Origin of the sequence: Streptomyces sp. NPDC050508 (genome assembly GCF_040655155.1) — a bacterium.
Taxonomy (GTDB): Bacteria; Actinomycetota; Actinomycetes; order Streptomycetales; family Streptomycetaceae; genus Streptomyces.
Genome location: NZ_JBFAJJ010000019.1, coordinates 134,292 through 151,839, shown reverse-complemented (window position 1 = coordinate 151,839; position 17,548 = coordinate 134,292). Strand labels below are relative to the sequence as shown.

Below are 17,548 nucleotides of genomic sequence, written 5' to 3'. Positions count from 1 at the left end.
TCACGAGGATCGTGGTGATGCTCAACACGTTAGAAATGCGAACGCTGCAACACCGCTGCATGCCGTACGACCTGCGGTGGGACGGCCTCCGCGAGGTCCAGGCCGCGGGCCCTTGCCGCCGCCGCGGCGCGCTGCGGCGATCCGCCCGGCAGGGTGCGAGCGAGCGCCGACCATGCGGCGATGTCGTCGGTTCCCCAGTCCGCGGCGACCCAGCGGCGCAGCAGCCCGGAGTCGCCGCTGCCGAGCACGGCGCCGCGCAACTGCTGCTCCAGGCACCGCCGTTGCTCCACCACGACCGGCGCGTCGGAGCGCGGCAGCGGTGGACCGGGGTAACGCGCGAGGGCCTGCGCCACCCGCCCCTCGGCGAGGAGGCCGGAGACCTCGCCGAGGTCGGTCCGCACCGGGCACAGCAGTGCGTACGGCCGGGAACCGAGCAGCGTGGGGCCGAGTACGGCACGCAGCCGGGTCATCTCGGCCCGCAGCGTGGAGGGCGGTACCTCGCGGTCCGACAGCTCCACGGCGAGCTGGTCGCCCGGTACTCCATGGCCGGCCAGGGCGAGCGCCAGCACGATCTCGCTGTGCCGAGGGCTCAGCCGCAGGACGCGCCCGCCGTGTTCCAGCAGGGCGCAGTCGCGGCCCAGCACGCTCAGCCGTACGCCGTCGCCGCGTCCGACGGGAACAGGCACCGTCGTGGGCACGGCCATCGTCCGGGCGAGGTGCGCCTCGGCGGCGAGGGCCGCTCCTCGTACGGCGGCCAGGGCGGGAGGTGTGGCGATGGTGGCGCCGCCGGAGAGGTCGATCACGCCGAGGACCTGTCCCGTGGCCGGGTCGCGTACCGGGGCGGCGGCGCACGACCAGGCGTGCACGGCAGAGCTGTAGTGCTCACCGGTCACGATCTGCACCGGGCGCCCCAACTCCAGTGCGGTGCCGGGGGCGTTGGTCCCTGCGCGTGCCTCGGACCACACGGCTCCCTCGGCGAAGTGCATCCGCTCGCCGCGTTCGATCGTCGCGGCGTCGCCCTCGACCCACAGCAAGGTGCCGTCGGTGTCGGCGACCGCGAAGACGTGTCCGTCGTCGGCGGCACCGTCCCCCAGCAGCTCCCGGAACAGCGGCAGGACCGCGGCCAGTGGATGGGCGCGCCGGTACGCGGTCAGTTCCGTGGCGGTCGCGCGCAGCGGCGGCAGGCGGCTGCCGTCAGGGTGTACGCCGCGCATCACGCAGCGTCGCCACGAGTCGGCGACCAGGTCTCGTGCTCGCGGCGATGCTCCGGGCATGGTCACGAACTGCTCGTGTGCCGTGCGCAGAGCGTGAACCGAGGTGATGACGGGAGCTTCCATCGCACCTCCCAGGTGACCTCTCCGGATCCGTCACCCCCACCTCAGCCCTGTACCGAGCCTGGTTGCAGAGGCCGAACGGCCCCGGCGACTGGGTCCCTCGGGCCCGCACGGGGGCTGACCGACGGAGAGAGCACTCGGCGGTCACCGGCGCGCCAGGTGCCTACCTCTCGGTCACCGGTACCCGCCAGACGAGCGTGGTGCCGCCGCCCTCCGGAGTGGTCCAGTTCAGTTCTCCGCCGAGCTGTTGAGCCCGCTCCTCCATGTTCCGCAGCCCGCTGCGTCGGCCTTCGGCCGGGATGCCCACGCCGTTGTCGGTGATCGTCAGGTGCACCTCGTGGCCGTCGGTCACCAGGGCGACATCGGCGCGGCCGGCGTGCGCGTGCCGGGCGATGTTGGTCAGCGCCTCGGACAGCACGGCGATCACATGGTCGGCGATCTCCCGCGGCACATCGGTGTCGACCAGTCCCTCCATACGGACGCTGGGCGCGAAGCCGAGCACGGGAGAGGCCTCGCCGACCGCGCGCACGACACGAGCCCGCAGCCCCGTCCCGGCGCCGCCGTCACGCGCCCGCAGGCCGAAGATCGTCGACCTGATGATCTTGATCGTCTCGTCCAGGTCGTCCACCGCCCGCACCACGCGTTCGGCGGCCTCCTCGTGCTCGATGAAGCGGCCGGCGCTCTGCAGGGTCATGCCGGTGGCGAACAACCGTTGGATGGCCAGGTCGTGCAGGTCGCGGGCGATGCGGTCGCGGTCCTGGAGGACCGCGATCTCCGCCGCGTCCCGTCGGTGGTCGGCCAGTTCCATCGCGACGGCCGCCTGGGCGGCGAAGTCCTGGAGGGTCTCGGTCTCCTTCGCCGAGAAGGGCTGCCGCCCGACCTCCCGCGCCAACAGGACAACGCCCCGCACCCCCGCCTCACTCGTGCCGATGGGCACGGCCACGGCGGGACCGAGTCCCCCGAAACGCGGTGGATCCAGCGAGATACGACCGTCGTTGCCGACGTCGGCGCTGGTGACGGGGGCGGCGCGGGAGAAGGCCAGCCCCATCAGGCTGCGGTCCATGGACAGCACGAGCCCCTGGTGTGCCTCCGAGTCCATCCCTACGGCGATCTCCACGGCGAGCGATCCGGTGCCCTCCATCGGCAGCGCCACCGCAGTGAGGGCGCAGCCCGTGATCTCACCGGCCCGCTCGGCGATCAGAGCCAGGACATCGGTACGCGCACCGCTGGACATCAGGCTGTGGGTGATCTCCGCGTTGGCCTGGAGCCAGCGCTCGCGCAGCCGGGACTCCTCGTACAAGCGGGCGTTGTCGATCGCGACACCGGCCGCCACGGCCAGGGTCGACAGCACCGACTCGTCGTCCTCGTCGAACTGCACACCGCCGCGCTTCTCGGTCAGGTACAGGTTGCCGAAGACCTGCTCGCGCACCCGGATCGGGACACCGAGAAAGCTGTTCATCGGCGGATGGTGGGCCGGGAAACCGTACGAGGCGGAGTGTTGGGAGATCTTCGCGAGCCGCAGCGGCTCCGGGTGCCGGATCAGTTCGCCCAGGATGCCGTGGCCCTGCGGATAGGGGCCGATCTCGGCGATCTGCTCCTCGGTGACACCGACCGTGTGGAAGGCCGACAGCGCCTTGCCGTCCGGGGTGATCACACCCAGCGCGGCGTACTCCGCGTCCACCAGTACGGCCGCCGCCTCCACGATGCTGTACAGGGCCTGCTCCAGGTTCAGCTCCCGGCCGACCGACAGCACCGCCTCCAGCAGACTGTGCACACGGTCACGCGTCCCCCGGGCCGTGTCCAGACGGGCCTGCAGCTCCTCCAGCAGTTCGTCCATCTTCAGCTGCGGCAGCCGGACCCGGGCCACCCGGGACTCCTCAGCGCTTCCCACCGGTGATCCTCCAGATCCCCCACGCACATCCACCGGCCTATCGCCCGGTCATGTGCCACGGTATCCGCCCTGAGCCGGTGTGCACATGGGATCACGCCACGGGAAAGACGTCCCTGGACAGAAAACTTGATCAGCGGCCCTCCCCTCCGGGCAGTCCCCGGCCCGAGTGGCGATGACCGGCTGAACACGACGCTCCGCGCCGGGCTCGGCCCGGCAGTTCGACGACACGGAAACGGGGCCCACCGGCCCGAACACAGGGCCGGGCGGCCCTGGGTGTGCCCCCGGCGCCAGGGCCAGTCTGGAACTGCTGACGAACGATCAAAGGAGTGGAGCAGATGACGCTCAAGGACACCACCGGTCACACCCCTTCGCCCGCCGCCGTACAGGTACGGACCGAGGGGGACGTGGACGAGGAAGCACTCACCTACCTGCGGGCCAAGCTGGGCGCGGTCCTCGACCGCCCGGGGCTCGCTCCCGTCGGTGGCGAGGTGCGGATCGCCAGGGCCGCGGCGCATCACGGCGAGCAGCCCTGGTCGGCCGGGGCCGAGATCCGGGTGGGGAGCGATCTTCTCGTCGTGCACGCGCGGGAAGCGAGCGCGCACGAGCTCGCGGACCGGCTGCAGGACCGGCTGCGTACCCGCCTGGACCGGGTCGTGCACCGCGAGGACACGGCCCGCAGGTCGGCCACACCGCCCCCGTGGCGCGGCGGCCCGGCGGACGGTCGGCAGGATCCGTGAAGCATGCGCCGGGCGACGACACCGTCGCCCGGCATGAGGGGAACGGCCGCCCCCGGCACGGCAGTTGGACGGCCGTTTCCCTCCGGCGCAGGTGAAGCAGGAAAGTGCGGTGAAAAACCCACACTGTCGGTGAGGTGATGACCGGTGACGTCGTCCGGGTGCATCCCATGACACCGTTCAGGGAAGTGGTCCGGCTGCTGGAGCGGCACCGGATCAGTGGGGTGCCCGTCGTCGACCACCACGACAAGGTGCTGGGGGTGATCTCCGGGACCGACCTGGTCACCATTCACCCGGATCAGCCCGTCCCGGACGCCGCGCGGGTGATGGAACGCCGTGGCATCGAGCGGCTGCCCGTGGTGGACGAGGAGGACCGCCTGATCGGCGCTTGCGGTCCGGCACCGTCCTCGTCCGCCACGGCTTGGCTTCCCCGACCGGGCCGGTGGAGCGCCGTAGCGACGTCCCGAAGGCAATCCAGGCGGTGTGGCGGCTGGAGGACGTGGCCGGAATGGTCAACGGTCTCACCCATCGCGTCGACATCGGCCCGCCGCCCGCACGGCGGACTCCGGGGCAAAGGCCGATCGGACGCGTCACAGGGCCGAACGGCCCTAGCCCGACCAGCACCGGAGCGGATCGAATGGCCTGATCAGCCCCAGACGCCCCACCCATCGGCCGCCAGCCGGGTGCTCCGGTGGGGCCGCAGGCCGGAGGCATCGAGCAGTGAGCGAACAACCCGTTCGGCGGCCTCCCGAGGCCCCGGACCGAGAGCAGCCGGTCGCCGCAGAGCCGTCGCGCCGGACCGTCGAGATCGACGGCGCGGAGGCGCTGCGGCTGCTGGGCAGCGTGCCGATGGGGAGGATCGCCTTCACCCGGCAGGCGCTGCCGACCATCCGCCCGGTGAACCACATCGTGGACGACGGGCACATCGTCATCCGCACACACGAGGGCGCGGCGCTGACCTCGCGCACCCTCCAGGCCGACGGCCCGGGAGTCGTGGTGGCCTACGAGGCCGACGCCATCGACCCCGACACGCACCTCGGCTGGAGCGTGGTGGTCACGGGATACGCGCACCTGGTCACCAACACCCTCGAACTGGCCCGGTATCAGGAGCTGTTGCGCCCCTGGGTACGGCAGCCGATGGACTACGCGGTCCGCATCCACCCCGACCTGGTCACCGGGCTCCTGCTCGTCCCCGTCGACCAGCCGGCCCAAGCCTGACACCCGACTCCGGTACCCGCCCGGTCGCGTACGTCGACCGCTGGGCGACCCGACGAAGTGGGCGTCAGTCGTAAGGAACCACCCCTACGGACACCGCGTCTCCGAGGTCGGCTTCCAGCCGTGGACGATCCGCGGGGCGACGGCACGCGAACAACCGGGGCACCACCGCCAGTTGACGGTGGCACCCCGGTCACGACGGGCATCCGGCTGCTACTTCAGCCACGTGTGGTCGCGGACGATGGGCAGCGTGGCCCAGACCTTGCCGAGCCCCCACGTGGCACCGGCACCCGCCACCGCGAGGGCGATGATGACGACGGCGTAGATCAGGTGGTAGTCGACGAACGGGTTCGACGACATGCTCAGCGTGCCGTCCGACAGGTGCTTCGCCGGCGGCCACTCGGCGATCCACATCAGCGCCATCATCGCCGTACCCGCCACAGCGGCCAGCCGCAGCGCGACACCGGACACCAACGCGACACCGATACCGAGCAGACCGAGCATGAACAGCCAGTTCGCCCAGCCGGCACCGGCCCAGTCATGGAACGTCGACTCCATCGGACCCGCCGCCACCGAACTCAGGAAACCCTTGGTCGGCGAACCGCCGTCGATCCAGCCCTTGCCGGACGGAGTCGCATAACCGAACCCGAACGTCTTGTCCAGGAAAGCCCACAGGAAGACGAACCCGGTCAGCAGACGCAGGGACGCGAACGCGTAGGCACGCGTCATGGTGGTCGCCGCCGTCGTGTCGGTGGCGGCCTGTGCCGTTCCGGTCCGGTGGAGGGACGGGAAGTGGAAGCGCGGGTGGGATTGGGGTTGGTTGTGGACTGCCATGATGCTCATCCCTTTCGAGGGAACGATGCCTGGGATTCGACGACTCTCGTTGCGCCCTCAATGTCTCGCGCCGGGCGGTGGCGGCGGAGGGGCTGCAGGTCCCCGGCCGAGGGCCCGAACGGCCCTGTCTGCCGGGTCACTTGGCGGTGGGTACCACCGCGACAGGGCAGTGCGAGCGGTGCAGCAGGGTGTGCGCCACCGGACCCAGCCGCGTGCCGAACCGGTGGATGCGGTGGTGCGCGCCGACGACCACGACGGCGCAGTCGCGCGTGGCCTCCAGCAGGGCGTGCGCCGGCCCGGTGCGGACCGTGCGGCTCTCGACCTGGATACCGGGGTGCTGCTCGCTCAGCCGGGCCAGGCTGAAACGCGGTACGGATTCCTCCGCCCTTGCCTGCTGGGCGAGTTGCTTCTGGCCTGCGCTCGTCGCCGGGATCAGTGGGGGCAGTTCGGGGGTGATGTGCCGGTGGGTCCAGGAGTGCAGGACGCGCAGCGGGACGCCGCGCCGCTCGGCCTCCTGGAAGGCGTACAGCGCCGTGTCGTCGTCGGCTTCGCCCTCCAGGCCGAGCAGCACGGGCCGGCCGTCGTCGCACGGGTGGTCGCCGCGGACGACGAGCAACGGGCTGTGCACCTGCGCGGCCAGCCGCAGGCTCACCGAGCCGAACAGCAGGCCGGTGATGCCTCCCATGCCCCGGGTGCCCACGACGGTGAGATCCGCGCCCTCGCTCTCACGCACGAGCGTGCGTACCGGACCGCCGACGGCATCCTTGGTCACCACCGGCAGCTCGGGGTGACGTGCGCCGACGCGCGTGACCGCGGACGCCAGGACGGGTCCCGCCTCGTCGCTGTCGGGCACGGCGTACACGACACCCAGTTCGACGCCGCGACGCGCGGCTTCATCGGCGGCCCAGTCCAATGCCCGGACCGAGACCAGTGAACCGTCCACTCCGACGACCACATGATGGAGAGTCATGTCCCGTTTCCCTTCTGACTGTTGGGTACTCACGCTGTTCGGCGGGAAGGGGCCGCCACTGCGCACAACGGCTCCGGTGGCGATGCTCGTCCTGTGCGGACGGACCGGGTCAGGGGCCACGGGAACCTGCCGACGCGCCGTGCGGCCCCTTCTTGTGGGGCCGTACGGTCCCGGTGTTCAGCGGTTGAGGTCCACCCCGTACATCGAACGGCCGCCGGTGAGCTCGCGTCCCGTCACCAACTCGGGCTCGACACGGACGAACACCTCCTGGGGCGAGGGCACCCAGGAGCGCGGGCCGGTTCGGGCCAGGCGCTCGTGCTCGGCCGGGTCGGTCACCACCGTGGCGGACCCGGTGACGACGACGCTCCAGCCGGAGTGTGCGACGGCGTCGACCTCGTCGGCCTCGAAGGCGACCACCGAGCCGTCGATCGCGCGCACCAGTTCCGAGGCCGCGGAGGTGCACAGCAGCACCGCACCGTCGTCGTCCAGACAGAAGTTGACCGGCAGTACGGCGGGCATGGCCTGGCGCGTGTGGACGACACGGCCGACGGGCACCTTCGTCAACAGGCGCAGACACTCGTGTCGTTCCAGTTCGCGGAATCCGTCGTTGGAATACATCAGCCAGTCCGTCTCTCGCCCCTGTGCGCGGGTCTGCGGGTCTGTGGGTGTCACTCCATGTTTCGCCCGGCGGAGTCGGTGGGTGAGGGGCCATCAGTCCCGCTCGCTTCGGAGAAGGTCCCTCGGCGCGTGGTGATCCGGCGTCCGGTGAGGCTCAGCGCGTCGATACGGATCCACTCCTCGCGCGGGCCGCCGGCCCACGGCGTGCTGAACGCGTGTTCCGTCAGCCGCCGCACGTCGTCCGCGTCGGTCACGGTCCGCGCCCGGCCGAGCGCCAGCACACTCCAGCCTTCGCTGAACGCGTCGTCGATACGGTCGATCTCGAAGGTCACCTGGCAGCCCGCCGCCCGGGACGGCGTCGTACCGGGAGCGGTCCTGTAGACGATCGCGCCGTCGACCACGCTGTAGTTGACGGGTACGACGACGGGTCCCGAGGCAGTGGGTATCGCGACCCTGCCGACCCCGTGCGTCGACAGGAGCGTGCGGCATTCCTGGACGGTCAGCTCGGTGAACTCGGGGTCGGAGCCGGCCCGGCCCGGCCCGGGTGTCAGGTCGCCGCCGCCCCCGGCGAGGTCGGTCACGGTGGTTTCCAGGGCCGCGGCGAGCCTGAGGAGGACGCTCCGGCCCGGCGCGGCACCGGGAAACTCCTCCAGGTACTGGAGGTAGCTCGCCGCCACCCCGGCGCGGTCGGCCGTCTCCTCCCTGGAGAGGTCAAGTGCCGTGCGCCGTACGGTGATCCGGCGTCCGAGATCACCCGTGGGTGAACCCTCTGTCACGCTCATCGGGAACGGGTCACGCATGGCTCGTCACGTCCTTTCGTCCTGCCGCCTGGACGGCGACCTCCTCGTGCCGGGTCCCGCCGAGCACCACCTTGAGGGCGCCGGTGTCGGCCGCCTTGGCGAAGACGTCGTACGCCTCCTCCATGAGTTCCAGCGGGAAGGTGTGGGTGACCAGCGCGCCGGTGGGCAGCCGGCCGGCCGCCCCCATGCGCAGCAGGGTGGGTGTGGAGTGGGTGTCGACCAGGCCGGTGGTGATGGTGATGTTCTTGATCCACAGGTCTTCGAGGTGCAGGGTCGCGGGTTTGCCGTGCACGCCGACGTTGGCGACGCGACCGCCGGGCCGCACCATGCGGGTGCACAGTTCGAAGGTCTCGGGCACGCCGACCGCCTCGATGACGACATCGGCACCGAGCCCGTCGGTGAGGTCGGCGATCAGTTGCTCAGGGGTCTCGCGGGCGTCCACGACGGCGTCGGCGCCGAACCGCTTCGCCGCGTCCAGTCGGGCGGCGGCCAGGTCCACGGCGACGACCCGCTCGGGAGAGAACAGCCGGGCGGTGGCGATCGCCGCGAGTCCGACCGGTCCGGCTCCGACGACGGCGACGGTGTCTCCGGGTCGCACCTGTCCGTTGAGCACGCCCACCTCGTACCCGGTGGGGAAGATGTCCGCCAGCAGGACCGCGTCCTTGGCGTCCAGTGTGCTGGGCAGCGGGTGGACGGAGAGGTCGGCGTGCGGGACGCGCACGTACTCGGCCTGGGTGCCGTCGATGAGGTGGCCGAGGATCCAGCCTCCGCCGCCGCGGCACTGGCCGTACATGGCCTTGCGGCAGTAGGCGCAGCGCCCGCACGCGGTGATGCAGGAGACCAGGACCCGGTCCCCGGGCCGTACGGTACGCACGTCGGAGCCCGCTTCCACGACCTCGCCGACCGCCTCGTGGCCGAGGACGGTACCGGGTCGCACCTCGGGCACGTCGCCCTTGAGGATGTGCAGGTCCGTTCCGCAGATGGTGACGGCGTCGACGCGCACGATCACATCAGTGGCGTCCTTGATGCCGGGGTCCGGGACGGTGTCCCAGGAGAACTGTCCCGGCCCGTGGAAGACGAAGCCCTTCATGACGTTCCTTCCCCACTCGGTCGACTGCCCCCATCTGTCCAGCGTGTCCGGGGCCGTCGGTCCTTGGCTTGGGCCGGTCGGCCCATATCGCCCGGCCGGACGGGCTCGTTGCGACCGGGCGCCCGCGAGGTGGGCCGAACGGCCCACCTCGAACAGTTGGGCGGGTCCGGTCGGCCCTTCCGTGCGGGACCATCCGGCCGGTTGGCTCGCACCATGACCGAGATCCACACCACCGCCGCCCTGCGCTCCTCGGAACGTGTGATCGCAGGGACGACCGTCGTGGCGCTGCGCGGCGAGATCGACCTCCTCACAGCCCAGCCGCTGTCGGCGCGCCTGGACATGCTGACCGCCGGCCCCCGCCCCGATCTCGTACTGGACCTGCGCTCCGTGTCGTTCATCGACTGTGCCGGGCTGGGTGCGCTGTGCCGGGCGCAGAACCGGACGGCGGCTCGGGGCGGACGGCTCCGGTTCGTCACCGGTGACGCCTGCTTCCTGCGGATCCTGCGCCACGCCCAGCTCGGCGGCGTCTTCGAGATCCACGCACGGCTGCCGAACGCCCTGGCCGCCAGGCCGGATTCCGGCGAGGCCTCCGCCACAGCGGGCTGAACGGCCCATCCGGGCACCGGATGGGGTGCCGATGGGGCACCCCGCAGCCCCTGCTCGGCCCAAGCGACGTCACGTTCCCGACTGGCATCTTCGACATGGCGACCACGACGAGGAGGTGCAGACTCATGGGCAAGAACAGGCATGTGAAAAAGCGGCTGTGGCGGTTGCGGAGCAACCCGTTGCGCCGACACGACGACATCGTCGAGGCCTGGATCGTCCTGGTCGTGTGGGCGGTGCTCTTGGTGGGCGGCGCACTCGCCGGCCTGGTGACGTACCACGCCGCCGACGAGGTGTTCGCCGCGCAACGCACCGAGCGGCACTCCGTGCGGGCCGTGCTCCTCACGGACACCCCTTCCCCCACCGCGGGAGTCGGATCCCGCGACGTGCTCAAGGCGAAGGTCCGCTGGACGACCGCCGACGGCACCCGCCGTACGGGCAGCGCGCTGGTGCAGACGGGGCAGAAGGCCGGATCCGAGGTCACGGTCTGGCTGGACTCCGCAGGCAACTTCACCATTGAGCCACCGAGTTCGAAAGAGGCGACTCTCGAATCCGCCGTCCTGGGCCTGACCGCCGCACTCGCCTTCGCCGGTATGGCGTTCGCCACCGGGGCCGCCGCACGGTACCGGCTGGACCAGCGCCGTATCGACTCCTGGGGTACGGAGTGGAAGCTCGTCGGGCCGAGTTGGGGCCGCAAGACCAGCTGACGCCCGGCACACGGCACAGTAGGACCACACCTCTCCGACAGTAACCCTCACCTCCTCCGCTACCGTGCGCCGAGTACGAGGAGGAGTGAGCGATGATCGCGGACAGAGCCCCGGCGGGCACGGGTGGGATGAAGCGGCGTCTGGACGTGTCCGATGCCGTGGTGATCGGCCTGGGGTCGATGATCGGAGCCGGGATCTTCGCGGCCCTCGGCCCGGCGGCCGACGCAGCCGGTTCGGGGCTGCTGCTCGCCCTGGCCCTGGCCGCCGTCGTGGCCTACTGCAACGCGACCTCCTCCGCACGGCTGGCCGCCCTCTACCCGCAGTCCGGCGGCACCTACGTCTACGGCCGCGAACGCCTCGGCGACTTCTGGGGCCATCTGGCCGGCTGGGCGTTCGTGGTCGGCAAGACGGCCTCCTGCGCGGCCATGGCCCTCACCGCCGGCGCCTACCTCTGGCCCGACCAGACCCACGCGGTGGCCGTGGCTGCCGTAGTGGCGCTGACCGCGGTGAACTACACCGGCGTGCAGAAGTCCGCCTTCCTCACCCGCGCCATCGTCGCCGTCGTCCTGGCCGTGCTCGCCGCCGTGGTCGTCACCGCCCTGACCTCCGCGCACGCGGACACGGCTCGGCTGGACATCGGCCCGGACACCACCGTCTCCGGACTGCTCCAGGCCGCGGGCCTGCTCTTCTTCGCCTTCGCCGGCTACGCCCGCATCGCCACCCTCGGCGAGGAGGTCCGCGACCCCGCCCGCACCATCCCGCGCGCCATTCCCCTCGCACTCGGGATCACCCTCGCCGTCTACGCCCTCGTCGCCGTCGCCGTCCTGACGCTGCTGGGCCCGCGCGGCCTGGCGGACTCCACCGCCCCGCTGTCGGACGCCGCGCGCGCCGCGGGAGCCGACTGGCTGGTGCCGGCCGTCCGCATCGGCGGCGCTGTCGCCGCGCTCGGCTCACTGCTCGCGCTGATCCTCGGTGTCTCCCGCACCACCCTCGCGATGGCCCGGGACCGGCACCTGCCGCACGTCCTGGCCGCCGTCCACCCCCGCTTCGGTGTTCCCCACCGCGCTGAACTCACCGTCGGCGCGGTGGTCACCGTCCTCGCCGCGACCACGGACGTGCGCGGTGCGATCGGCTTCTCCTCCTTCGGCGTCCTGGCCTACTACGCCATCGCCAACGCCTCCGCCTGGACCCTCACCGAAGAGGAAGGCCGATCGAACCGCCTCGTCCCGGTCATCGGCCTGGCCGGCTGCGGGGCCCTGGCCTTCGCCCTGCCCGCAAGCACCGTCATCTCCGGCGCCGCGGTTCTCCTCCTCGGGACTGCCCTCTACGGGCTGCGGAAGGTCACGACCGGCGACAACACAGGCCACTGACACGTCTTGTGTCACACGAGAGCCCGGCGGTAGGCGCTGTACGGCGCCACACCCGGCCAACTCCCGGGCGCCCACGGCCGGCAGGGTCACCGGCTCCGACGGATCGGCACGCCGCACTCCGCCCGTCGAAGACGTTCCTTCCCGGCCCGGGCCGCGCAGGCTGCTCGCCGCCCCATTCACGCTCGGGACTCACCACGCCGGAAAGGGGCCACTCGGTCACAGGAAGAGCCGTCCGGTTCCGTCGTGATCACCGAGACTGGACGCCGGGGACGCCTATGCCACCGTTTTCGGGGCATGACGCCGAGTCGACCCAAGCTGAGAAGTACGCGGCAAAGAACGGTGGGCACACGGCGGCCTGCGATCCGCGGTCGGCTCAGGGGGCGGCGTGGCTCACGTGCCGCCGCCCCGTCCCGGGGCCTCGCGCGACGACGACCTGGTCCTCGTCCGACGAGTGGCACATGGAAGTTCTGGCCCTCCGTCTGATCGTCGTCGCAGCTCCTGCCGTCCTGGCACTCGCGGTGCCGGTCCGCAGGAGCCGGGCCGCAGCGACGGCCTCGTCCTGTCAGCCGCCGTTCTGCGTAGCCGTCTTGGAGTAGTTGTCCTTCCAGGCGGCCTTGGCGCCCGAGTCGCCGATCCGGTAGACGTCCACCACGGCGCCGACCGCGACAGCGAGGGAAAGAGCCACGACCACGCCCCGAACCAGTACGGAGGGCGACCATGAGCCACGCGCCGTGCCGTCCGGGGCGGGTGCAGAGCGGCGGGCCGTCCACCAGACGACGGCCGAGATCACGAAGAGGCCGAGAGCCCACGGGAGCAGGCCGTCGCCCAGCTCGGCGTGCTTGCGCACCAACGGGTCACTGCCTACGTGCTGTTCCAGCCACTCCCCCGCATGGGTGGCCACCGGCACGCTGGCCAACGTCACGAGCGCGAGGATCGGCAGCAGCAGGCCGAGCCGCCGGGCACCCGCGGGCCAGGCCGCGCACACCACGAGCGCCAGGGCACTCAGAGGCACCAGCACGATGACGAAGTGCACGAACAAGACGTGCGCGGGCAGTCCGTTGACGACGGTGAGGCTCATGAGGGGCTTTCTCCATGGGGGGGTTGGCCGGACGGTGGGTACTGCGGAGGCGTCGGCACTTTTTCACAGGGACTTCTCAGTTACCTCTGAGCTTCATCCGAATCATTGCCCCCAAAGAAAAGGTCGGCTGCAGCGAGGGACGACCGGAGCACACGCCGAAACCATGGCTGTGGTCGCAGGGCCCAGGGAGTTCGAGCCGAACGTGATCGACCTGCTCGTGGAGACACTGCGCCGAGCGGTCAGGCACGAGTTGTCCACCGTGGGGACGGACACCCACTGCTGGGCGCGCTCGTCATCGGGGACACCGACGCCCGCGCGGGCCTCGGTTGGGTGAGCGACGACGAGGATGACCGGGGCGCTACGCGCATGCCTGCTGCTCGCACTCGGGTCGGCCCGGGTCGTAGGGACGACCTCGGTGCGGTGCCGACATCCGGCCCGCCAGGGGTCAACCGGTACTGACCCCCGGATCACCCGGCAACTGTTGGAACGGCACATGTGGTCCGGCCGGGACACCGAGGCCGCCCTGCAGAACCGAGGAACTGACCCCGGCCGAACGGGATGTCCTGCGCCTGCTCGGAACGGGCCTGTCCCACACGGAAATTGCCGATCAGCCGTATCCGGGCGCCGGCACGGTCAAGGCGCACATCAGCCGTATCCTCACCCGCACCGCCTGCGACCGCTGAGCGAGCGCAGCAACCGCCGCGCGCCTGCTGGACAGCGGCGGGTCACGGGGCCCTCGTCAACAGCACGGCCGCCCGGGACGAGGCCCGGACGGCCGTGTCTGGGTGTGCTGCCGAAGTCGGGTCAGGTCGGATCAGGTCACCAGGACGTGCGGGTCTGCGTCGACTCAGCGGGCTGCTGTGCCGGGAACACGGAGGCGCCGCCGAACAGTGGCGCGGGCGCGAGCTCCGGCGCCACCGTCTGGTCCTCGCCGAGCATCATGTCGGGGTCGAACATGACGATCACGGCCGCGACCAGGAGGACGAGGAGCGGACCGGCGAGCATGGCCAGGAGGAACGCGACCAGGTCGGCCGAGGACTGCGAGGCCCCGGCCTCGTGGGACAGGTGGACGGAGACCGCGGCCATACCGGTGTAGTGCATGCCGGTCACGGCGACGCCCATCACCAGGCTCGCGCCGAGGCTCGCCCAGAGCGCGTGGATGGAGACCGCGGCCCACAGAGCGGCGGTGGCGGCGGCAATGGCGATCACGACGGAGAGCACCACGGTCGGGGTGGCGTAGTGGATGGTTCCGTTCGTGTGGATGGCGGCCATTCCGAGGTAGTGCATGGCCGCCACGCCGAGGCCGGTGACCGCGCCCGCCACACCCAGGTTCAGCGGCGAGCCGCCCCGGTAGCCGACGAGGAACACTCCTACGGCGACCACCGCGATGGCCACGATGAGGCTCAGGAGCGTCTTCGTCGTGTCGTAGTTGACGAGCGCGCCCTGGACGCTGAAGCCGATCATGGCGATGAAGTGCATGGTCCATATGCCGCAGCCGATCGACACGGCGCCCAGGGCCAGCCACCGGGCTCTGTGCTGCGGGCGGCGCAGCGAACGCGTCGTGCACCGCAGCCCGAGGGCCGCTCCCAGGCACGCCATCAGATAGGCGGCGACCGGGGTCACGGCGCCGTAGTAGAAGTCGGAGACGTCGGCAGCGGTCGCGGCGGTGGTCATGGAGGGTTCCCTTCACGTACGTGACGGCAGGCGGCACCGCAGTCGCGGTGTGCCGGCACGGTGACGTGGCGCACGCTCCCGTCCGGCCGGCCCCGGACACTGCCGGGTCATGCCGGACTCGGGCCGGTGCTCGACCCTCCGGTCGGGAGGGACACGGGGACACAGGGTGCGCTGGGTCCTGTCGTCACATTCCCGTCGTCGCCCGGAGGGCGGCCTCGCGGCGTCGGGTGCGTGCTCTCGGTGTGCCGGGCGCAGACCCTCGTACTGGACGTACTTGGGTCTGCGCCCGGTGCGGCGAGAGTGCGTGCATGGCGTCGCGCGGCAGACGGGAATGTGACGGCAGGGCCTACGGCAGTGGCGCGCGTGGATCGACCACTCCCGCCCCTGCTGCACGTTCGTACCGACTCGGCCGGGCGGACGGACCTGCACGAGCGCGCGGACATCCTGCTGACGGGCGACAGGACACGGGGAACCGTACGGTCGAGATCCGGCCACCAGGCCGAGTTGTGCATGATTCAATCACGAGGTACACACATTTCCTACACAACCAGGATGGGCGTTAGCCGAATCGATACATCGCCACCACTGCCCACAAATCCCGTCACCGGTACGGGGGTTGCCCACCCCGACGAGCCCCCTCCGGCCGCCGATCCCTGCGTCAACTGCCGCATGCATATGTGCAGTTACCGTCGTTCAAGCGATCCCGTCGTGCGGTTGTCCGGTCGTCGCAGGTCAGTCCCGAAGACGTCCTCCGGGCGTGGCCGCCCTGTGCGTACGGTCCCGGCACCGAAGTGGGTCGACAGCAGTCGGTCCGCCGCAGTCAACGGAACGCAAGGGGAGGCCCTGTGGCGAATGTGGAAGTGTCGCTGAAGGAGATGATGGCGGGGGTCGAAGGGGCCTTGGGGGCCGCGGTCGTCGACTACACCAGCGGGATGGCGCTGGGCACCCTGGGCGGCAGCAAGACCCTGGACCTGACGGTCGCCGCGGCCGGCAACACCGATGTCATCCGGGCCAAGGTGCGCACCATGGAAGCGCTGGGCCTCAAGGGCCAGATCGAGGACATCCTGATCACGCTGGACAGCCAGTACCACCTGATCCGCCTGATCACCGGCCGCAACGGCAACGGCCTGTTCCTGTACCTCGTGCTCGACAAGGCCCGCTCGAACCTGGCGATGGCCCGCCACCAACTCAAGCGCGTGGAAGGGGAGATCGAGATCTAGCCCGGCCGGAAACGCGGGAACCACGCCTGCCCATGATGTGAAGACTTCTTCAACTCACCACATCAGCAAGGTCACATAGTGCGGTCGCACGAGGTCCGCAGCGTGAAGGATCGGTACCCGAGGGCGGCCCGGGATGTGGCGGCACCCTCGGGTACCGCCACATCCCGGCAGCCGCGTCCCCATCACCCGGCAAGGAGCGAGCATCCATGCAGGTCCCCCTCTACCAGGTCAAGGCGGAGTTCTTCCGCATGCTCGGGCACCCCGTACGCATCAGGGTGCTGGAACTCCTCCAGCACGGGCCGGTGTCCGTACGGGACCTGCTCGCCGACATCGAGATCGAGCCGTCCAGTCTGTCGCAGCAGTTGGCCGTCCTGCGCCGCTCCGGCATCGTCGTGTCGATGCGGGAGGGTTCCACCGTCCGCTACGCACTCGCCGGCGGGGACGTCGCCGAACTCCTGCGTGCCGCTCGCCGCATCCTCACCGAGCTCCTCACCGGACAGAACCAGATCCTCGCCGAACTCCAGCAGGCGGACGCCCCCGAGCAACCGGTGCCCACACCCAGATGACGGGAGCCCGGCCAACACCCCAGCAGCGGTACGACGGTTGTTCAGTGACCTGCGCTCTGGCCGCCGTCGACATGGAGCAGCTCGCCGGTCACGAAGGGCGCGGTCTCCAGGAAGACGATCGCGTCGACGACGTCACCGACCTCGCCCATCCGCCCGAGCGGGTGCAGCGCGGCGAGACTCGCGGCTGTCTCCGGGTGCATGGGAGTTCGGATGACGCCCAGCGCGACCGCGTTGCTGCGGATGCCGCGGGAGGCGTACTCGATCGCCAGCGCCTTGGTGGCGGACTGCAGCCCGCCCTTGGTCAGGGAGGCGAGCACCGCGGGGATCGCGGAGTTCGCGTGATCGGCGAGGCTGGTGCTGATCTGGACGAGGTGGCCGGTGCCCTGGCGAAGCATCTGCCGGACGGCGAGCTGGGTGATGTGGAAGAAGCCGGTCAGGTTGACGCCGACGACCGTCTCGTACTCCTCCCGGGAGTAGTCGGTGAACGGCTTGGCGAGGTAGAGGCCCGCGTTGTTGACGAGGGTGTCGATCCGGCCGAACCGCTCGATCGCGGCGGCGGCGACGCGTTCGGCCGTGGCCGGATCGGTGATGTCGCCCTGGACGGTGAGAACGTCCGGGTCCTCGGAGGGCGTGATGCCGCGTGAGGTCGCGACGACGGCATAGCCGAGTTTTCGGTACGCCTCGACCAGGCCGGCGCCGATGCCCTGGGACGCGCCGGTGATGACGGCGACCTTCTTGACGGGAGTGTCCATGGTGGTGGCCCTCTGGGTGGTGACGATGTGGACCGGTCTTGTCGGCCGGTCCCGCTCGGGTGGGGCATGACTACCTGTGCGGAGGGCCGAGG

General features: G+C 70.9%; 19 protein-coding genes and 1 pseudogene. 10 read left to right on the top strand and 10 right to left on the bottom strand.

Annotated elements, in window-relative coordinates; translation table 11 throughout:
• Nucleotides 1-29 precede the first annotated feature (29 nt).
• Both AB0I69_RS39785 and AB0I69_RS39780 read right to left on the bottom strand, forming a co-directional pair.
• On the bottom strand, nt 30-1,337 hold the full coding sequence (locus AB0I69_RS39785) for a transcriptional regulator (protein WP_363100646.1): 1,308 nt from the start codon (nt 1,335-1,337) through the stop codon (nt 30-32).
• A 160-nt stretch (nt 1,338-1,497) separates the two neighbouring features.
• Nucleotides 1,498-3,225 carry a GAF domain-containing sensor histidine kinase gene (locus AB0I69_RS39780; protein WP_363100645.1) on the bottom strand — a complete coding sequence of 576 codons (1,728 nt, stop codon included), beginning with the start codon at nt 3,223-3,225 and terminating at the stop codon, nt 1,498-1,500.
• Between the two features lie 335 nt (nt 3,226-3,560).
• Here AB0I69_RS39780 and AB0I69_RS39775 point away from each other — a divergent pair, with 335 nt between their 5' ends.
• The 3 genes and pseudogenes from AB0I69_RS39775 (at nt 3,561) to AB0I69_RS39765 (ending at nt 5,177) form a co-directional block, all read left to right on the top strand.
• Nucleotides 3,561-3,962 (top strand): hypothetical protein, encoded by a 402-nt coding sequence (locus AB0I69_RS39775; protein WP_363100644.1) that lies wholly within the window; start codon nt 3,561-3,563, stop codon nt 3,960-3,962.
• A gap of 137 nt (nt 3,963-4,099) precedes the next feature.
• Nucleotides 4,100-4,291: pseudogene (locus AB0I69_RS39770) on the top strand (CBS domain-containing protein); the annotation flags it as partial.
• A 388-nt stretch (nt 4,292-4,679) separates the two neighbouring features.
• The gene (locus tag AB0I69_RS39765; RefSeq protein WP_363100643.1) at nt 4,680-5,177 is read left to right on the top strand and encodes a pyridoxamine 5'-phosphate oxidase family protein; all 498 of its coding nucleotides are present in this window, start codon (nt 4,680-4,682) and stop codon (nt 5,175-5,177) included.
• Nucleotides 5,178-5,387: 210 nt separating this feature from the next.
• Here AB0I69_RS39765 and AB0I69_RS39760 read toward each other — a convergent pair whose 3' ends face one another.
• From AB0I69_RS39760 to AB0I69_RS39740, 5 genes are all read right to left on the bottom strand, one after another.
• Nucleotides 5,388-6,008: a DoxX family membrane protein gene (locus tag AB0I69_RS39760; protein ID WP_363100642.1), complete on the bottom strand. Its 621-nt coding sequence runs from the start codon at nt 6,006-6,008 to the stop codon at nt 5,388-5,390.
• Nucleotides 6,009-6,144: 136 nt separating this feature from the next.
• Nucleotides 6,145-6,978, bottom strand: coding sequence for a universal stress protein (locus tag AB0I69_RS39755; protein WP_363100641.1), 834 nt, complete (start codon nt 6,976-6,978; stop codon nt 6,145-6,147).
• A gap of 177 nt (nt 6,979-7,155) precedes the next feature.
• Entirely contained in the window at nt 7,156-7,596 is a 441-nt protein-coding gene (locus AB0I69_RS39750; RefSeq protein WP_363100640.1) for a pyridoxamine 5'-phosphate oxidase family protein, read from the bottom strand.
• Between the two features lie 50 nt (nt 7,597-7,646).
• Complete coding sequence (locus AB0I69_RS39745) at nt 7,647-8,396, bottom strand: pyridoxamine 5'-phosphate oxidase family protein (RefSeq protein ID WP_363100639.1); 750 nt, start codon at nt 8,394-8,396, stop codon at nt 7,647-7,649.
• Entirely contained in the window at nt 8,389-9,486 is a 1,098-nt protein-coding gene (locus AB0I69_RS39740) for a zinc-dependent alcohol dehydrogenase family protein (RefSeq protein ID WP_363100638.1), read from the bottom strand. Before AB0I69_RS39740 ends, AB0I69_RS39745 begins: the two co-directional genes overlap by 8 nt.
• A 213-nt stretch (nt 9,487-9,699) precedes the next feature.
• On the opposite strand from AB0I69_RS39740, the gene AB0I69_RS39735 reads away from it, so the two are divergent.
• From AB0I69_RS39735 to AB0I69_RS39725, 3 genes are all read left to right on the top strand, one after another.
• Nucleotides 9,700-10,092, top strand: a complete 393-nt coding sequence (locus tag AB0I69_RS39735; protein WP_363100637.1) for an STAS domain-containing protein — start codon at nt 9,700-9,702, stop codon at nt 10,090-10,092.
• 125 nt (nt 10,093-10,217) lie between these two features.
• Entirely contained in the window at nt 10,218-10,796 is a 579-nt protein-coding gene (locus AB0I69_RS39730) for a hypothetical protein (protein WP_363100636.1), read from the top strand.
• Between the two features lie 92 nt (nt 10,797-10,888).
• A complete protein-coding gene (locus AB0I69_RS39725; RefSeq protein WP_363100635.1) occupies nt 10,889-12,166 on the top strand; it encodes an APC family permease in 1,278 nt (425 codons plus the stop codon).
• Nucleotides 12,167-12,728: 562 nt separating this feature from the next.
• Here AB0I69_RS39725 and AB0I69_RS39720 read toward each other — a convergent pair.
• Nucleotides 12,729-13,244, bottom strand: a complete 516-nt coding sequence (locus AB0I69_RS39720) for a DUF2231 domain-containing protein (RefSeq protein ID WP_363100634.1) — start codon at nt 13,242-13,244, stop codon at nt 12,729-12,731.
• A gap of 163 nt (nt 13,245-13,407) precedes the next feature.
• Between AB0I69_RS39720 and AB0I69_RS39715 the strand changes: the two genes are divergently transcribed.
• Both AB0I69_RS39715 and AB0I69_RS39710 read left to right on the top strand, forming a co-directional pair.
• The gene (locus AB0I69_RS39715) at nt 13,408-13,578 is read left to right on the top strand and encodes a hypothetical protein (RefSeq protein ID WP_363100633.1); all 171 of its coding nucleotides are present in this window, start codon (nt 13,408-13,410) and stop codon (nt 13,576-13,578) included.
• A gap of 94 nt (nt 13,579-13,672) precedes the next feature.
• Nucleotides 13,673-13,927, top strand: coding sequence for a LuxR C-terminal-related transcriptional regulator (locus tag AB0I69_RS39710; RefSeq protein ID WP_363100659.1), 255 nt, complete (start codon nt 13,673-13,675; stop codon nt 13,925-13,927).
• A 136-nt stretch (nt 13,928-14,063) separates the two neighbouring features.
• On the opposite strand, the gene AB0I69_RS39705 is transcribed toward AB0I69_RS39710, so the two are convergent.
• Entirely contained in the window at nt 14,064-14,918 is an 855-nt protein-coding gene (locus tag AB0I69_RS39705) for an MHYT domain-containing protein (protein WP_363100632.1), read from the bottom strand.
• 845 nt (nt 14,919-15,763) lie between these two features.
• Here AB0I69_RS39705 and AB0I69_RS39700 point away from each other — a divergent pair.
• Both AB0I69_RS39700 and AB0I69_RS39695 read left to right on the top strand, forming a co-directional pair.
• The gene (locus AB0I69_RS39700; RefSeq protein ID WP_363100631.1) at nt 15,764-16,138 is read left to right on the top strand and encodes a hypothetical protein; all 375 of its coding nucleotides are present in this window, start codon (nt 15,764-15,766) and stop codon (nt 16,136-16,138) included.
• A 206-nt stretch (nt 16,139-16,344) separates the two neighbouring features.
• Nucleotides 16,345-16,704, top strand: a complete 360-nt coding sequence (locus AB0I69_RS39695; RefSeq protein ID WP_363100630.1) for a metalloregulator ArsR/SmtB family transcription factor — start codon at nt 16,345-16,347, stop codon at nt 16,702-16,704.
• A 41-nt stretch (nt 16,705-16,745) separates the two neighbouring features.
• On the opposite strand, the gene AB0I69_RS39690 is transcribed toward AB0I69_RS39695, so the two are convergent.
• The gene (locus AB0I69_RS39690; RefSeq protein WP_363100629.1) at nt 16,746-17,456 is read right to left on the bottom strand and encodes an SDR family oxidoreductase; all 711 of its coding nucleotides are present in this window, start codon (nt 17,454-17,456) and stop codon (nt 16,746-16,748) included.
• Nucleotides 17,457-17,548: the final 92 nt, after the last annotated feature.

Excerpts from the sequence above, each read along its gene's own strand:
- AB0I69_RS39725 (WP_363100635.1), top strand. The coding sequence starts at position 10,889 with ATGATCGCGGACAGAGCCCCGGCGGGCACGGGTGGGATGAAGCGGCGT.
- AB0I69_RS39755 (WP_363100641.1), bottom strand. The coding sequence starts at position 6,978 with ATGACTCTCCATCATGTGGTCGTCGGAGTGGACGGTTCACTGGTCTCG.
- AB0I69_RS39690 (WP_363100629.1), bottom strand. The coding sequence starts at position 17,456 with ATGGACACTCCCGTCAAGAAGGTCGCCGTCATCACCGGCGCGTCCCAG.
- AB0I69_RS39740 (WP_363100638.1), bottom strand. The coding sequence starts at position 9,486 with ATGAAGGGCTTCGTCTTCCACGGGCCGGGACAGTTCTCCTGGGACACC.
- AB0I69_RS39785 (WP_363100646.1), bottom strand. The coding sequence starts at position 1,337 with ATGGAAGCTCCCGTCATCACCTCGGTTCACGCTCTGCGCACGGCACAC.
- AB0I69_RS39720 (WP_363100634.1), bottom strand. The coding sequence starts at position 13,244 with ATGAGCCTCACCGTCGTCAACGGACTGCCCGCGCACGTCTTGTTCGTG.
- AB0I69_RS39735 (WP_363100637.1), top strand. The coding sequence starts at position 9,700 with ATGACCGAGATCCACACCACCGCCGCCCTGCGCTCCTCGGAACGTGTG.
- AB0I69_RS39695 (WP_363100630.1), top strand. The coding sequence starts at position 16,345 with ATGCAGGTCCCCCTCTACCAGGTCAAGGCGGAGTTCTTCCGCATGCTC.
- AB0I69_RS39775 (WP_363100644.1), top strand. The coding sequence starts at position 3,561 with ATGACGCTCAAGGACACCACCGGTCACACCCCTTCGCCCGCCGCCGTA.
- AB0I69_RS39760 (WP_363100642.1), bottom strand. The coding sequence starts at position 6,008 with ATGGCAGTCCACAACCAACCCCAATCCCACCCGCGCTTCCACTTCCCG.
- AB0I69_RS39715 (WP_363100633.1), top strand. The coding sequence starts at position 13,408 with ATGGCTGTGGTCGCAGGGCCCAGGGAGTTCGAGCCGAACGTGATCGAC.
- AB0I69_RS39745 (WP_363100639.1), bottom strand. The coding sequence starts at position 8,396 with ATGCGTGACCCGTTCCCGATGAGCGTGACAGAGGGTTCACCCACGGGT.
- AB0I69_RS39705 (WP_363100632.1), bottom strand. The coding sequence starts at position 14,918 with ATGACCACCGCCGCGACCGCTGCCGACGTCTCCGACTTCTACTACGGC.
- AB0I69_RS39750 (WP_363100640.1), bottom strand. The coding sequence starts at position 7,596 with ATGTATTCCAACGACGGATTCCGCGAACTGGAACGACACGAGTGTCTG.
- AB0I69_RS39730 (WP_363100636.1), top strand. The coding sequence starts at position 10,218 with ATGGGCAAGAACAGGCATGTGAAAAAGCGGCTGTGGCGGTTGCGGAGC.